Raw genomic sequence first — 14,282 nt, 5'->3', positions numbered from 1 at the left:
AGGGATTTCCCCGCTCGTAATGCGCCCGTGTGGCGCGAAGCCATGAAGCCGGTGGCGCTAGTATCTTTGACTAGAGTCCACTGTAATACAGCCCTGTAAGGCACCAAGCACTGCCTGCTGCGCGCTCGGCGACGGAGAAGTTTCATTTATCGAAGAACAGATTCCCGGCCAGTGAGCCCACAAACCACGGAGCACCTGCCGGCCAGGCTGCCCTGCATCACCCCCAACACTGTCCCAATGGCCAAAACCCCATGATTATGTACCTGCTCATGGGCATGACGGCTGCCGTCGTGTCCTATGCCGCCACCTGGGGCGCCCGTGTGGTGGGCCACCGGCTCGAGCTTCACCTGCCCATCCGAAGCCGCGACATGCACTCCACGCCCGTTTCCCGGCTGGGCGGCGTGGCCATCTTCCTCGGCGTGATGACGGCGCTGATCGTGGCGAGCCAGTCCTTCTTCGTCAAGGACATCTACCGGAACAACTTTTCGCCGTGGGGCGTCCTTGCGGGCGCGGCCGTAATCGTCCTGGTCGGTGTGGCGGACGACCTGCTGGACATCCGCTGGTGGGTCAAGCTCATCGGGCAGAGCGTCGCCGCCCTGACGGTGGCTCTCTGGGGAGTCCAGATGACCATCGTGCCCTGGGTGCCTGAACCCATCCACCTGGAAAACGAGACAATCCGCGTGGTGCTGACCGCGGGGCTGATCGTCACTACGATGAACGCCTTCAACTTCATCGACGGACTGGATGGACTGGCCGCCGGCGTGGCCATTATCGGCGGCACCGCGTTCTTCTTCACGGCGTACTGGGTGCACCGGAACGCCGTCCTTCTCGACTACTCGGACCTGGCCACCCTCATCACGGCTGTGCTCGTGGGAAGCTGCCTGGGCTTCCTGCCGCACAACTGGTTCCCCTCGAAGATCTTTATGGGGGACTCCGGCGCCATGCTGATCGGACTGCTGATGGCGTCAGCCGGTGTGGTCTCGACCGGGCAGATCACTTCCGGGCTGTACGACCGTGCAAACGGTATCTCCACGGTGATCCCCATTCTGCTTCCGTTTGCCGTGCTGTTCCTCCCACTGCTTGACCTTGGCCTCGCGGTGGTCCGGAGGACAGCCCGGGGCCGGTCGCCCTGGTCCGCCGACCGCGGCCACCTGCACCACAAGCTCCTGGACATCGGCTACTCGCACCGGACCGCAGTGATCCTGATGTACCTCTGGACCGCCATCCTGTCCTTCGGGGGCCTCGCGTTCGCGATTTTCCCCTGGCAGATTGTCCTCTCGGTGGACCTCTTCGCCACCTTGGTCATGGGGCTGGTCACAGCCTGGCCCTACCTGGCCCGCAGGGGCGGGGAAACGCGGGCGTAATGCCGTACAGAATTATTTCTATCTCATGTAGAATTTAGGGGCAGCCCAAGCTGCCCCTCACACCCTGCCTTTTGGCGCCGACGATTGGGATCGAATGACCTCCAACGCCGAGTCCGGACGCGTGTCCGGCAACGGACAGGTTGGTGCTTCCGGTCCCACGCGGTCCCTCTGGCTGCACCTCCTGAAATTCAGTTCCGCAGCCGCGGCTGCAGGCCTTGTGCTGTGCGCAGTTGCGGCAGGACTGCTGGACGGAGCAGGCGGCGCCTTCTCCGCTTTGGCGGGCGGACTGCTGGTGATGGTCTTCTTCGGAATCAGCCTCCTGGTTGGCCACTTCGTGGGGCGGAGCAATCCCTCCGGGGCGATCGGCGTGTTCGTGGCCACCTACTTCATCAAAGTTGTGGGATTCGCTGCCGTCCTGTTCGTCCTGGGTGCTCCCCAGTGGCTGCACGCGCACTGGTTCGTGGCCGGGGCCGTCACCGCCGTGGTCTTATGGCAGGCTGCAGAAATCTTCGGTTTCAGCAAAGCCCGCCTGCAGATCTACAACGATCCAGAAAACAAGGAACAATCCTGATGAGTGACCCGAAGAAGCCCGGAAAAGGCCCCAGCGGCAGCCGTGGATCAAACGGTTCTGCTGCCGGTGAATCAGGGGACAGGACCGACGGCGGATACAACGCCGGAATGGCCGTCTTCAGCTACATCATTGGCGGAATCATCGTCTGGAGTTTGATAGGGTGGGGACTGGATTATTTGTGGGGAACGCGCTGGATTGTGCTCGCAGGCGCTCTGCTTGGAGCCGTCGGAGGTTTTTACCTTTCCCACATGCATGGCCTCACCAGTTCTCGAAAAAATGCTGGGGAGCGTCATGCTGCCAGCGGGCCGTCCACGGACGGCGACACTAATGCCAAATAATTTCACAGGGGGAGCAGCAGGCCGTCAGGCCGCCGGTCCCCGCCCAACGCCCAATGATGGACACTGCAGAGAGGAAACGCGTTGATCGCGCTTGCGCTCCCGGCCCAAGATTCAGGAGAGTTCACTCCTCCTGGTATTAACGAAATGCATTTGCCGGCAATCCTGCCGTGGGGTGCCGCAGAAGGATTCTCCAAGCAGATGCTGCTGGTCCTCCTCTCTGTTGTCTTTATCGCCGTCTTCTTCGTGCTCGCCGCACGCAAGCAGCAGCTGGTACCAGGCAAGCTCCAGTTCGCCGGCGAAGCCGCCTACGGCTTTGTCCGCAACGGAATCGCCAAGGACATCATCGGCGGCAGGGACTTCATCAAGTACGTCCCGCTGCTGTTCAGCCTGTTCTTCTTCATCCTGGTGAACAACATCTACGGCGCCATCCCGTTCTTCCAGCTCCCCACGTTCTCGCACGTTGGCGGCGCTTACGTGCTGGCGGGCATCGTCTACTTCACCTGGATCGCCATCGGCGTAAAGAAGAACGGACTCCGTTACTTCAAGCTGGCCACCGTGCCCTCGGGTGTTCCGTGGTTCATCCTTCCGATCGTGATTCCGATCGAGATCATCTCCAACTTCCTGGTCCGGCCCGTGACGCACAGCCTCCGTCTGTTCGCCACCATGCTCGCAGGACACCTCATCGTGATGATCGCCGGCTACGGCATCGAGTTCCTCATCATGCAGGAGAACATCCTGCTCAAGGGAACGTCGCTCCTGGTCCTCGCAGGCGCCATCGCCATGTACATGCTTGAGGCCCTGATCATGGTCCTGCAGGCTTACGTCTTTACCCTGCTGACTGCGATCTACATCGAAGGCGCACTGCACGCCGACAGCCACTAGGCACCGCCGCCGGACGCAGCGCCGGCAGGCACAAAGAGACTTCCCCTCGCGGGGATGAAGCAACCCAAACAACCTGCCACATGGGTGGCATCTTGAAAGGAAGAAAAATGGAAGGCAATCTCAACCTCGTAGGTTACGGTCTGTCCGCAATCGGCGGTGGTATCGGTGTTGGCCTCGTATTCGCTGCTTACATCAACGGCGTAGCACGCCAGCCTGAAGCACAGCGCGTGCTGCAGCCGATCGCATTCCTCGGCCTTGCGCTGACCGAAGCCCTCGCCATCCTCGGCCTGGTCTTCGCCTTCGTTCTCTAGTCCTAGAGCGAAGCGAACTTACAGAACCGAGTAGAAAAGGACGGGTGAAATATGAATCAGCTGATCATCTCAGCCGCCACTGAGGGCGACGTCAACCCCCTGGTTCCCAACCTCTGGGAAATGGGCGTTGTCCTCGTGGGCTTTGCCATCCTCATGTTCATCGTGTACAAGTTCGTTGTCCCGATGTTCGAAAAGACCTTCGCCGAGCGGTCCGAGGCAATCGAAGGCGGCATTGCAAAGGCTGAAAAGGCCCAGGCTGAGGCGTCTGCTGCACTCGAAGAGTACAAGCAGCAGCTGACCGACGCCCGCGCCGAAGCCAACCGCATCCGTGAGGAAGCCCGCGCCGAAGGTGCCCAGATCCTCGCGGATCTCAAGGAGAAGGCAGCTGCAGAGTCTGCCCGCATCTCCGCGCAGGCTCACGCACAGATTGAATCCGAGCGCCAGGCGGCCGTTGTGTCCCTGCGTTCGGAAGTGGGCACCCTGGCCACCACTCTCGCCGGCCGCATCGTGGGCGAATCGCTCAACGATGACGAGCGTTCAGCGCGTGTTGTGGACCGCTTCCTGGCAGATCTGGAGACCCAGAACGCAGGTGCAGCTAAGTAATGGCAGGCGTATCGAGCGAATCGCTGGCAACAGCCCTGGCCGAGTTGGAAGCAAAACTTCCGACGGCGTCGCTGCAGCTGGCAAAGGAACTCTTCGGAATTCTGGGAATGGTGGACAGCTCGGCTGGCTTGCGCCGCGCCCTGACTGACCCGTCCCGCTCCGGTGACGAGAAGGCGGCGCTGGTCAGGCAGCTGGTTGGCGGGAAAGTCTCCGCTGATGCTGCAGAGATCGCGGGCGGACTGGCCAGCTCACGCTGGGCAAACGCCCGGGATATCGGCGATGCACTCGAGACCCTTGCCGCAACGGTGGTCATTTCCGTTGCTGAAAACAAGTCGGCCGTTTCTGCCTCCGGAATCTCTGGCCTGGAAGAGCTGGAGAACGATCTGTTCTCCTTCAACCAGGCTGTTGCCTCCAGCCACGAGGTACAACGTGCTCTGTCCGAACCGCAGGCCAGTGCTGCCGCAAAGGCAACACTTGCCGAGAGGCTTTTGCCCGGCGCGAGCGAGGAAGCAAAGGTCCTCATCACGCAGGCAGTCACCCAGCCCCGCGGCATCAAGCCCACGCGGCTTGTGGAACGGTTCGCCGAACTGGCGGCAAAAAGGCAGCAGCGCTGGATTGCAACGGTCAGCGTGACCCGTCCTCTCACACAAACGCAGCTTGAACGCCTCCAGGCGGGCCTGAATGCAATGTATGGGCGGGAACTGAAGGTCAACGTCAACGTTGACCCGGCACTCATTGGCGGCATCCGCGTCCAGGTTGGTGACGAAGTGCTTGACGCTTCGGTTCTCACCAGGCTGGGCTCGCTGCAACGCCAGCTGGCCGGCTAGCCGGACAAGCACACCACAACTGATAGAAACCCCGGTCACCGTTACGGTGATCACAAAACAGGAGAGCAGGGACTGCAGATGGCCGAATTGACCATCAACGCCGACGACGTCCGTAATGCGCTGAACGAGTTCGCGGCGTCCTACGAACCCGGAAACGCAGAGCGCGTAGAGGTCGGCCGCGTAACCACCGCTAGTGACGGCATCGCCCGTGTTGAGGGCCTTCCCTCGGTCATGGCGAACGAGCTGCTGCGCTTCGAGGACGGTACCCTGGGCCTGGCCCAGAACCTCGACGTCCGCGAAATCGGCGTTATCATCCTCGGCGACTTCACCGGCATCGAAGAAGGCCAGGAAGTCCACCGCACGGGACAGGTTCTGTCTGTACCCGTGGGTGACGCCTTCCTTGGCCGCGTTGTTGACCCGCTGGGCGTGCCCATCGACGACCTCGGCGACATCAAGGCCGAGACCACACGCGCACTGGAGCTCCAGGCTCCCGGCGTGACCCAGCGCAAGTCGGTGCACGAGCCGATGCAGACCGGACTCAAGGCAATCGACGCCATGATTCCGATCGGCCGCGGCCAGCGCCAGCTGATCATTGGCGACCGCCAGACCGGCAAGTCCGCCATTGCGATCGACACCATCATCAACCAGAAGGCCAACTGGGCTTCAGGCGATGTGACCAAGCAGGTCCGCTGCATCTACGTGGCAATCGGCCAGAAGGCGTCCACCATCGCCGCCATCCGCCAGACCCTCGAGGACAACGGCGCACTGGAGTACACCACCATCGTGGCGTCTCCGGCTTCCGACCCCGCAGGCTTCAAGTACCTGGCACCCTACGCCGGTTCGGCCATCGGCCAGCACTGGATGTACGGCGGCAAGCACGTCCTCATTGTGTTTGATGATCTGTCCAAGCAGGCCGAGGCCTACCGTGCAGTGTCGCTGCTGCTGCGCCGCCCGCCGGGACGTGAAGCGTACCCGGGCGACGTCTTCTACCTGCACTCCCGCCTGCTGGAGCGTTGTGCAAAGCTGTCCGACGAGCTGGGTGCCGGTTCCATGACGGGCCTGCCGCTGATCGAGACCAAGGCGAACGACGTTTCCGCCTACATCCCGACCAACGTCATCTCCATCACCGACGGCCAGATCTTCCTCCAGTCGGACCTCTTCAACGCCAACCAGCGTCCCGCGGTTGACGTGGGTGTCTCCGTATCCCGCGTGGGCGGTGCCGCACAGGTGAAGTCCATGAAGAAGGTCTCCGGTACGTTGAAGCTGGACCTGGCGCAGTACCGCGACATGCAGGCTTTCGCCATGTTTGCCTCGGACCTGGACGCCGCATCCCGCCAGCAGCTGACCCGTGGCGCCCGCCTGATGGAACTGCTGAAGCAGGGCCAGTACTCGCCGTTCCCGGTCGAGAACCAGGTTGTTTCCATCTGGGCCGGCACCAACGGTTACCTGGACGACGTTCCGGTCGAGGACATCAGCCGCTTCGAAAGCGACTTCCTGGACCACCTGAGCCGGAAGTCTTCGATCCTCACCACGCTGGCGCAGACCAACGTGCTGGACGATGACACCGCAGCTGCTCTGAAGTCGGCAATTGTTGACTTCAAGAAGGGCTTCTTCGGCGAAGGCGACAACCACCTGGTAGGCGCCGGCCACGAGGAACACGACGCCATCTCCGAGGGCGACGTTGACCAGGAAAAAATCGTCAAGCAGAAGCGCTAATTCCACTGACCGGGTGGGCCGGGCCTGAAAGGGCCCGGCCACCCGGTTTACGGAATGTTAGGAAAGGATAAGTATGGGAGCCCAGATTCGGGTCTACCGCCAGAAGATCAGCTCGACCACGTCGATGCGCAAGATCTTCAAGGCGATGGAACTGATCGCTACCTCGCGCATCGGCAAGGCCCGTGCGCGCGTAGCAGCTTCACTGCCTTACGCGAACGCGATCACGCGCGCCGTTTCTGCTGTCGCCAGCCAAACCGAAGTCGACCACCCGCTGACCACTGAGCCGGAGCAGATCCGCCGTGCCGCCGTCCTGGTAATCACCTCGGACCGCGGCCTGGCTGGTTCCTACTCGGCAAGCGTGCTCAAGCAGGTGGAGGGTCTCAACGAGCTGCTCCACGCTGAAGGCAAGGAAGTCAAGACGTACCTCGTCGGACGCAAGGCGCAGGCCTACTTCGAATTCCGGAACCGTGGATACGCGCGGGTCTGGACCGGAGGGACCGACGCACCCGAGTTCGCAACCGCACGCGAAGTCGGCGATGCGCTGCTGGCAGATTTCGCTACCGACTACGAAGAGGGCGGCGTGGACGAAATCCACGTGGTGTACACCCGCTTCAAGTCCATGGTCACCCAGGAGCCCACGGTCATCCGCCTTCTTCCCCTGGAAGTAGTGGAAGAGCAGGCAGCTTCTGAATCGGACCTGTTGCCGCTGTATGAGTTCGAGCCGGAAACGGAGCGCGTTCTTGACGCGCTGCTCCCGCGCTACATCGAATCACGCATCTTCGCGGCCATGCTGCAGGCGGCGGCTTCCGAGCTCGCTGCACGCCAGCGGGCCATGAAGTCCGCGGGCGACAATGCCACGGACCTCATCAAGAAGTACACGCGTCTGCGCAACACGGCCCGCCAGGCTGAGATTACGCAGGAGCTTTCCGAGATTGTTGCCGGCGCCGACGCCCTTGCGTCCTAGACCGCACCGCTTTCGGATTCCGCTGGACCTGCACCACCACAGATAAACTTAAACCCACGCCATCTACTGAGTGAAGTGAGAGAGATGACTGCCACTGCTACCGAACACGTAGCCGCAACGTCCGGTGCCACCGGCCGTATTGCACGTGTTATCGGCCCGGTTGTCGACGTCGAATTCCCGGCTGACGCAATCCCCTCGATTTACAACGCCCTCACCACCGAGATCACTCTCAACGGTGTAACCAAGACCATCACGTTCGAGACCTCCCAGCACCTGGGTGACAACCTCGTCCGCGCCATCTCCCTGCAGGCTACCGACGGACTCGTCCGCGGTACGTCCGTGGTGGACAGCGGTGCCCCGATCTCCGTGCCCGTCGGCGACGGCGTCAAGGGCCACATCTTCAACGTCCTGGGCCAGCCCCTGGACGTTACCGAGTCGGAACTGGACATCAGCGAACGCTGGCCCATCCACCGCAAGGCTCCGAGCTTCGCGTCGCTCGAAGGCTCCACCGAGATGCTGGAAACCGGCATCAAGGTCATCGACCTTCTCACCCCGTACATCAAGGGTGGAAAGATTGGCCTGTTCGGCGGCGCCGGCGTGGGCAAGACCGTCCTGATCCAGGAAATGATCACCCGTGTTGCCCGCAACTTCGGTGGTACCTCGGTATTCGCCGGTGTTGGCGAGCGTACCCGTGAAGGTAACGACCTCTGGGTTGAAATGGAAGAGGCAGGCGTCCTCAAGGACACCGCCCTTGTGTTCGGCCAGATGGACGAGCCGCCGGGAACGCGTCTGCGCGTGGCCCTGTCCGCACTGACCATGGCGGAGTACTTCCGCGATGTGCAGAACCAGGACGTGCTGCTCTTCATCGACAACATCTTCCGCTTCACGCAGGCAGGTTCCGAGGTTTCCACCCTTCTCGGCCGTATGCCTTCAGCCGTGGGCTACCAGCCGAACCTGGCTGACGAGATGGGCCTCCTGCAGGAGCGCATTACGTCCACCAAGGGCCACTCCATCACCTCGATGCAGGCCATCTACGTCCCCGCAGATGACTACACCGACCCGGCACCGGCCACCACCTTCGCACACCTCGACGCGACCACGGAACTTTCCCGTGAAATCGCCTCCCGTGGTCTGTACCCGGCCGTTGACCCGCTGACGTCCACGTCCCGAATCCTGGATCCCCAGTACATCGGCAAGGATCACTACAGCACGGCTGTCCGTGTGAAGCAGATCCTGCAGAAGAACAAGGAACTCCAGGACATCATCGCCATCCTCGGTGTTGACGAGCTCTCCGAAGAGGACAAGATCGTCGTGTCGCGTGCACGCCGTATCCAGCAGTTCCTCTCGCAGAACACCTACACCGCCAAGCAGTTCACCGGCGTGGAGGGCTCCACGGTTTCCATCAAGGACACCGTTGAAGGCTTCTCGGCCATCTGCGACGGCGAGCTCGACCACATCGCTGAGCAGGCGTTCTTCAACGTCGGCGGCCTCGATGACGTTGAGCGCCAGTGGGCCAAGATCCAGGAACAGACCAAGTAATATGGCTGAGCTTGAGGTTGAGATTGTCGCAGCGGACCGGTTCATCTGGTCCGGAGCGGCCAAGATGGTCAAGGCCCGCACCAGCGATGGTGAAATCGGAATCCTGCCCGGCCACTCGCCCCTGCTGGCGATCCTGGCCGAAGGTGAACTGGCTATCCAGCCGGTGTCCGGTGACCGTATTGCCGTGGACGTTGACGGCGGATTCTTCTCCGTTGACAACAACCGCGTGGTGATTGTTGCTGACAACGCCCAGCTGGGCGGCTCGGCTACCGCTGGGATCCGCTAGCACTACCTTGATGGACGCACCGAGTCTTCCGTTCATCGCCTTGGCAATCCTCTTTGGATTGCTGATATTTGCACTGTGCCTTTCGGGGGTGCGCCGCTTCAACCTGCGGCGTGCCCTCGGCACGGTGGACGCCTCCATTTGCATGGCTGGAAACAGCTGGCAGATGGGGGTTTGTCGTTATCAGGACAACGACCTTGAGTGGTTCCGGCTGATCTCGCTCAGTGTCCGTCCCAAACACACGTTCAAGCGGCATTCCCTTGAGCTTCTCGGCCGGCGCAAGCCAACCGAAGCTGAGGCAGTCAAGGTCCAGCCCGACGTCGTGATTGTGGAACTCCGCTACGAAGGCCAGGACTTGCGGCTCGCCATGAAGTTCGACGCCTATACAGGCCTGTCGTCCTGGCTGGAAGCCGGCCCGGTCATCGGCGTGGGGACCTGGCGCTAGCCGGCGTGGACTGGTTTCTTGACGTCCGGCTGACCGACGGCCCGCTGTACTGGACAGCCCTTGTCCTGGGTTTGGCGGGCGCCGCCTATCTCCTGCTGCCTCCTCCCAAGAGCGGCGGGAGGCGCTGGATCTTCCGGGTCACGGCCGCCTCTGCTGCCGCCTTCGCACTGGTGGCCGGCATTCACTGGGCCCTCATCAACGTCTTTTCGGTGTTCCCGGAAAACATTCCCGACACCGTCCTGCTCTGGGTGGTCCCCGCCGTCGGCGCTGTGCTCCTGGGGCTGATGCGCCTGCCACGGAGCAGTTGGCGGAGCCGCGGAACCGGCATCATTGCAGCCCTCCTGGTGGTGGCTCTGTCCTCAGTCCAAATCAATGCCTACTTCGGGCTCAACCGAACGGTGAGCGACCTGCTGGGCACGGCCTTGTCCCGGATTCCAACGCTGGAGCCGGCGCTGATGCGCCAGGCAGGCGGGTCCGACGGCGCTCCCCTCCTGGGATGGAGCCCGCAGGGCGAACTGCCGGCAGGGGGAGTCCTGCGCAAGTCCGCGATTCCGGGCACCGCTTCGGGGATGGACAGCCGCGAAGCCTACATCTACCTCCCGCCCGCCTACTTTGCCCCCAACCGTCCCGCGCTTCCGGTACTGGTCCTCATCGCCGGGCAACCCGGCGGGCCGGCGGACTGGCTCACCGGCGGTTCGCTTCAGGAACACCTGGATTCCTTCGCCGCATCGCACGGCGGGGTGGCGCCTGTGGTGGTTGTCCCCGACCCTAACGGTTCCCAATCCGCCAACACGATGTGCATGGACAGCCGGATAGCGCGGGCTGACACCTACCTGTCCCAGGATGTCGCCCAGTGGATCAGCACCACACTCACGGTGGACACCAACCACAGCCGCTGGGCGGCCGGCGGCTTCTCCTTCGGCGGTACCTGCGCCGTGCAGCTGGCCACCAGGCATCCGGAGCTGTTTCCGGCCGCTCTCGCCTTCTCTGCCGAGGCCGAACCAGCCATCGCCAAGGAACGCCAGAAAACCATTGAAGCGTCCTTTCCCGGAGATCCCGAAGCCTTTAACCGGCAAACCCCGCTGGCCATCATGAAACAGCAAAGGTTTGACGGCAGCGGGCTGTACCTGACCGCCGGGCAGGACGATCCCGAGTTCGTGGGGTATCTGCGGACACTGGCGGCAGCGGCGAAAGATGCCGGCTTCACGGTGCGGTCTTACGAGGTGGAACACACAGGCCATTCCTGGGATACGTCCTCCCGCCGGATTTCAGATGCACTGCACTTCCTGGCCGACAGATGGGGGCTGCAGCAGTGAGCTCCGAAAGGCAGGTCCGGACGGCCGCCCTCGCGTGGGACACCGTGGCCCGCCCGGCGCTGGTCCGGATCATGGCCGAGCTGAAGTCGGTGCCCTTCACGCTGGCGGTTCTGGCCCTGTTCCTGGGAACCGGCGCTGTTACCGGCAGCTTCCTGGCCGGGCCGCCGGAACACCTGTTGGAGCTGGCCGGTGTGAGTGGCCAGGGGCTCCGCGAGGGCCGCTGGTGGTCGCTGTTCACGAGCCTCTTTTTCGCCACCAACCCCCTGGCCTACCTGGCAGCGTCGCTCATGATCATCGTGCTGCTGGGGCTTGCAGAGCGGAAGCTGGGGCCACGGGCCGCCGCGGCGCTGTTCTGTGGCGGCCAGTTCGCAGCCGTCACTCTGTTCCTGCTCATCACCCAGCTGGCCGGGTACGCCGGTGACGGCTGGCTGGACCGGATGGCAGATGACATCCTGATCGGCCCCTATGGCCCGGTCCTGGCCGCGGGCCTGGCCGGAAGCGCCCGGCTGCCGGTGCTGTGGCAGCGCCGGCTCCGGACAGCAGCAGTTTCCATCTCGCTCCTGCTGGTTCTGTACGTGGGGCACGCCGAAACCGTCATCGGGGTGCTGGGCGCCCTCCTTGGCCTCCTGGTGGGGTGGTGGATCCAGGGTGACCAGGGTCACCTGCACCGGCACCGTTCCACGGGGCGGGAAACCAGGAACCTCCTGGCCCTTACCGTTGCCGTCTTCGCAGTGGGACCCATCCTCACCGGGATCGCACGGGCTCCCACCGGACCGCTGGCACTGCTGCGCGACATGGTCCTCAACCCAATGCCCACCCTGAGCCAGTTGGCCTTTAACTGCGGCGCAACCGTCGAAGCGTCATGCCTTGAAGCGGGACGCGCGGGATTTGCCGGTCCGTTCGGGCTTGCCCTGGCGGTGGTACCGGTGGTCCTGCTGCTGATCTGTGCGGACGGGATGCGCCGCGGCCGGAGGCTGGCCTTGAACATCGCCATCGCAATCCAGCTTGCCGTCATGGCACTGGCGGCCGTATACCTTGCACTGTTCGCACTGGTTCCTTCACGTCCGCAGGGTCCGGACGCGGCACCGATGGGGTCAGCCTTCGCACATGTGCTTCCCCTCGTCGTCGTACCGCTGCTGCTCGCGGTGGTCCTCTGGCTCAACCGGCGGCAATTCCGTGTGCAGACGATGCCCGTCGCCCGGCGGACGCTGGGGGTGGTGGTGTGTGGTTCCTGGGCGGTCCTGGCAAGCGCCTACGCTGCCGCATGGTTCTGGTCCGGCGGACTGCAACGCGACGGCGGGCTGCTGGGACTCTTCGCCGAACTGGCACGCCAGTACGTCCCGGTACCCATCCCGCAGCATTACCACCGCGTGTTTGCAGACCGGAACAGCGTGGAAGCTGTCCTCTTTGCCTACTCCGGACCCGTTTTCTGGGTGATCGCACTTGTTGCCGTGTGGTGGGTGCTGATCGGGGGCCACTATGGCCACGATTCCGGCCGGCAGGACCGCTCGAGGGCGCGGGAACTGCTGTACCAGGGCGGCGGCCCGCTCTCCTGGATGGCGCTCTGGGAACCGAACACCTACTGGTTCAGCCCGGATGGGCAGGGAGCTGTGGCTTACCAGCAGCACGGCAGCGTGGCGCTGACCCTGGGGGGAGCCTTCGGGCCCCGGCAGGCGCAGCAGGCGGTCACCGATGGGTTCCTGGCGTACTGCCGCAGCCATGCGCTGGTTCCGGCGCTGTATTCCTGCGACGACTCCATGTGGCCGGAGCTGCGGGACCGTGGGTTCGCCCGGGTGGCCGTGGCACAGGAAACACGGCTGGCAGTCCGGGAGCTTGAGTTCAAGGGCAAGGAATGGCAGAACGTCCGGACGGCGCTGAACCGTGCGGCGAAGCTGGGGGTGAAGGCGGTCTGGGGCCCCTACCACGCGTTGCCGGCGTCGTTGCGGTCCCGGCTGAACGAGGTGTCGGAGGAATGGGCGGCCAACAAGTCCGTTCCTGAAATGGGCTTCACCCTGGGCGGGGTGGACGAACTCGACGACGAGGAAGTGCTGTGCTGCCTGGCCGTGGACGGCAACGGATCAGTCCACGGGGTGACCAGCTGGCTTCCGGTGTACGACGACGGGCGGCTGGTCAGCAGGACGCTGGACGTCATGCGGCGTGGCGCCGACGGTTTCCCGGGCGTGATGGAGTTCCTGATCGCCTCCGCCGTGCTGGAGCTGCGCGGGTCGGTCGAAGTTATCTCCCTGTCCGGCTCTCCGCTTGCCAGCCGCCCGGAGGACCGGGATGGTCAGCCTCCGGGGGCACCGGCAGAACCACGCGACAACAGTGCGGAGGATGGGGCCGAGAACCTGGTCCGCATATTGGATCTGGTGGGGCATGCATTGGAGCCGGTGTACGGTTTCCGTTCCCTGGCCGCGTTCAAGTCGCGGTTCAAGCCGGAGTACCGCGCGCTGTACCTCTACTACCAGGACCCGCTGCACCTGCCGGCAATAGGCCGTGCCCTGACCCGCGCCTACCTGCCCGGCCTTTCCCTGCCGCAGGGAGCCCGCCTGGTCCGGAAATTGGTCAACTAGGCCTGCCTGGGGACGGCGGAAGTGTCCGTGAAGCGATGCGTAACCGGGCAGCGCCCCCGCCGACCCGGGAATAACCTAAAAAAGAATGATCCCCGGCAAAATTGCCGGGGATCATTCTTTCGCTGAGAGCCGCGTACGGCTCAACGGCGGGGGACTAGACCAGCGTTACGCCGGTAGCCTGGGGGCCCTTGGCACCCTGGCCGATCTCGAACTGAACGCGCTGGTTCTCGTCGAGGGTCTTGAAGCCACCGGTCTGGATTTCCGAGTAGTGAACGAAGACATCACCGTCGGAGTCATCCGGGGTAATGAAGCCGAAGCCCTTTTCAGCGTTGAACCACTTGACGGTTCCCTGTGCCATTTATTTCTCCTCATTATGGAACTTTTTAAGATCGGCACACTTCGTGCCGGCCTTGGTTACTCCGCGAGAAGAATCCTGAATTGCCTGCCCGAATTAGGGCCCGGCGTCGCAGGAGCTTCACGCTCGCAACACGTCTTGCGAGCATGAAAAACACCTACACAAAGACTGAGATAAGAATTTCATGCCCGTTCC

The 14,282-nt window shown here is 63.1% G+C and carries 15 protein-coding genes; 14 read left to right on the top strand and 1 reads right to left on the bottom strand.

Annotation, left to right across the window (positions count from 1 at the left end; translation table 11 throughout):
• Positions 1-251: 251 nt before the first annotated feature.
• The 14 genes from NXY83_RS12705 (at position 252) to NXY83_RS12640 (ending at position 13,732) form a co-directional block, all read left to right on the top strand.
• On the top strand, positions 252-1,364 hold the full coding sequence (locus tag NXY83_RS12705; RefSeq protein WP_258802576.1) for an MraY family glycosyltransferase: 1,113 nt from the start codon (positions 252-254) through the stop codon (positions 1,362-1,364).
• A gap of 94 nt (positions 1,365-1,458) precedes the next feature.
• Positions 1,459-1,935, top strand: a complete 477-nt coding sequence (locus NXY83_RS12700) for a hypothetical protein (RefSeq protein WP_258802575.1) — start codon at positions 1,459-1,461, stop codon at positions 1,933-1,935.
• Positions 1,935-2,273 (top strand): AtpZ/AtpI family protein, encoded by a 339-nt coding sequence (locus NXY83_RS12695; protein ID WP_258802574.1) that lies wholly within the window; start codon positions 1,935-1,937, stop codon positions 2,271-2,273. The genes NXY83_RS12700 and NXY83_RS12695 overlap by 1 nt, the downstream gene beginning before the upstream one ends.
• Positions 2,274-2,354: 81 nt before the next feature.
• On the top strand, positions 2,355-3,155 hold the full coding sequence (gene atpB / locus NXY83_RS12690; RefSeq protein ID WP_258802573.1) for a F0F1 ATP synthase subunit A: 801 nt from the start codon (positions 2,355-2,357) through the stop codon (positions 3,153-3,155).
• 107 nt (positions 3,156-3,262) lie between these two features.
• Complete coding sequence (gene atpE, locus NXY83_RS12685) at positions 3,263-3,466, top strand: ATP synthase F0 subunit C (protein ID WP_009356484.1); 204 nt, start codon at positions 3,263-3,265, stop codon at positions 3,464-3,466.
• A 51-nt stretch (positions 3,467-3,517) separates the two neighbouring features.
• On the top strand, positions 3,518-4,069 hold the full coding sequence (locus NXY83_RS12680; protein WP_258802572.1) for a F0F1 ATP synthase subunit B: 552 nt from the start codon (positions 3,518-3,520) through the stop codon (positions 4,067-4,069).
• Positions 4,069-4,896, top strand: coding sequence for a F0F1 ATP synthase subunit delta (locus NXY83_RS12675; protein WP_258802571.1), 828 nt, complete (start codon positions 4,069-4,071; stop codon positions 4,894-4,896). Before NXY83_RS12680 ends, NXY83_RS12675 begins: the two co-directional genes overlap by 1 nt.
• Positions 4,897-4,974: 78 nt before the next feature.
• A complete protein-coding gene (gene atpA, locus NXY83_RS12670) occupies positions 4,975-6,612 on the top strand; it encodes a F0F1 ATP synthase subunit alpha (protein WP_258802570.1) in 1,638 nt (545 codons plus the stop codon).
• Between the two features lie 73 nt (positions 6,613-6,685).
• Positions 6,686-7,576: a F0F1 ATP synthase subunit gamma gene (locus NXY83_RS12665; RefSeq protein WP_258802569.1), complete on the top strand. Its 891-nt coding sequence runs from the start codon at positions 6,686-6,688 to the stop codon at positions 7,574-7,576.
• Between the two features lie 84 nt (positions 7,577-7,660).
• On the top strand, positions 7,661-9,115 hold the full coding sequence (gene atpD, locus NXY83_RS12660) for a F0F1 ATP synthase subunit beta (RefSeq protein ID WP_258802568.1): 1,455 nt from the start codon (positions 7,661-7,663) through the stop codon (positions 9,113-9,115).
• Position 9,116: 1 nt separating this feature from the next.
• The gene (locus NXY83_RS12655; RefSeq protein WP_258802567.1) at positions 9,117-9,401 is read left to right on the top strand and encodes a F0F1 ATP synthase subunit epsilon; all 285 of its coding nucleotides are present in this window, start codon (positions 9,117-9,119) and stop codon (positions 9,399-9,401) included.
• 10 nt (positions 9,402-9,411) lie between these two features.
• The gene (locus NXY83_RS12650; protein ID WP_258802566.1) at positions 9,412-9,843 is read left to right on the top strand and encodes a DUF2550 domain-containing protein; all 432 of its coding nucleotides are present in this window, start codon (positions 9,412-9,414) and stop codon (positions 9,841-9,843) included.
• Positions 9,844-9,848: 5 nt separating this feature from the next.
• On the top strand, positions 9,849-11,159 hold the full coding sequence (locus NXY83_RS12645) for an alpha/beta hydrolase (RefSeq protein ID WP_258802565.1): 1,311 nt from the start codon (positions 9,849-9,851) through the stop codon (positions 11,157-11,159).
• Entirely contained in the window at positions 11,141-13,732 is a 2,592-nt protein-coding gene (locus tag NXY83_RS12640; protein ID WP_258802564.1) for a bifunctional lysylphosphatidylglycerol flippase/synthetase MprF, read from the top strand. The genes NXY83_RS12645 and NXY83_RS12640 overlap by 19 nt, the downstream gene beginning before the upstream one ends.
• A 154-nt stretch (positions 13,733-13,886) precedes the next feature.
• Here NXY83_RS12640 and NXY83_RS12635 read toward each other — a convergent pair whose 3' ends face one another.
• Positions 13,887-14,090 carry a cold-shock protein gene (locus NXY83_RS12635; protein ID WP_011692441.1) on the bottom strand — a complete coding sequence of 68 codons (204 nt, stop codon included), beginning with the start codon at positions 14,088-14,090 and terminating at the stop codon, positions 13,887-13,889.
• Positions 14,091-14,282 lie beyond the last annotated feature (192 nt).

The sequence above is a fragment of the Pseudarthrobacter sp. NS4 genome (assembly GCF_024758005.1).
GTDB lineage: Bacteria > Actinomycetota > Actinomycetes > Actinomycetales > Micrococcaceae > Arthrobacter.
This window is presented reverse-complemented; position numbering and strand designations above follow the sequence as displayed.

Bases quoted from the DNA above. Each gene is read 5' to 3' on its own strand.
- NXY83_RS12695 (WP_258802574.1), top strand. From the start codon at position 1,935: ATGAGTGACCCGAAGAAGCCCGGAAAAGGCCCCAGCGGCAGCCGTGGA.
- NXY83_RS12705 (WP_258802576.1), top strand. From the start codon at position 252: ATGATTATGTACCTGCTCATGGGCATGACGGCTGCCGTCGTGTCCTAT.
- NXY83_RS12675 (WP_258802571.1), top strand. From the start codon at position 4,069: ATGGCAGGCGTATCGAGCGAATCGCTGGCAACAGCCCTGGCCGAGTTG.
- NXY83_RS12635 (WP_011692441.1), bottom strand. From the start codon at position 14,090: ATGGCACAGGGAACCGTCAAGTGGTTCAACGCTGAAAAGGGCTTCGGC.
- atpD (WP_258802568.1), top strand. From the start codon at position 7,661: ATGACTGCCACTGCTACCGAACACGTAGCCGCAACGTCCGGTGCCACC.
- atpE (WP_009356484.1), top strand. From the start codon at position 3,263: ATGGAAGGCAATCTCAACCTCGTAGGTTACGGTCTGTCCGCAATCGGC.
- atpA (WP_258802570.1), top strand. From the start codon at position 4,975: ATGGCCGAATTGACCATCAACGCCGACGACGTCCGTAATGCGCTGAAC.
- NXY83_RS12640 (WP_258802564.1), top strand. From the start codon at position 11,141: ATGGGGGCTGCAGCAGTGAGCTCCGAAAGGCAGGTCCGGACGGCCGCC.
- NXY83_RS12680 (WP_258802572.1), top strand. From the start codon at position 3,518: ATGAATCAGCTGATCATCTCAGCCGCCACTGAGGGCGACGTCAACCCC.
- NXY83_RS12655 (WP_258802567.1), top strand. From the start codon at position 9,117: ATGGCTGAGCTTGAGGTTGAGATTGTCGCAGCGGACCGGTTCATCTGG.
- NXY83_RS12665 (WP_258802569.1), top strand. From the start codon at position 6,686: ATGGGAGCCCAGATTCGGGTCTACCGCCAGAAGATCAGCTCGACCACG.
- NXY83_RS12650 (WP_258802566.1), top strand. From the start codon at position 9,412: ATGGACGCACCGAGTCTTCCGTTCATCGCCTTGGCAATCCTCTTTGGA.
- NXY83_RS12700 (WP_258802575.1), top strand. From the start codon at position 1,459: ATGACCTCCAACGCCGAGTCCGGACGCGTGTCCGGCAACGGACAGGTT.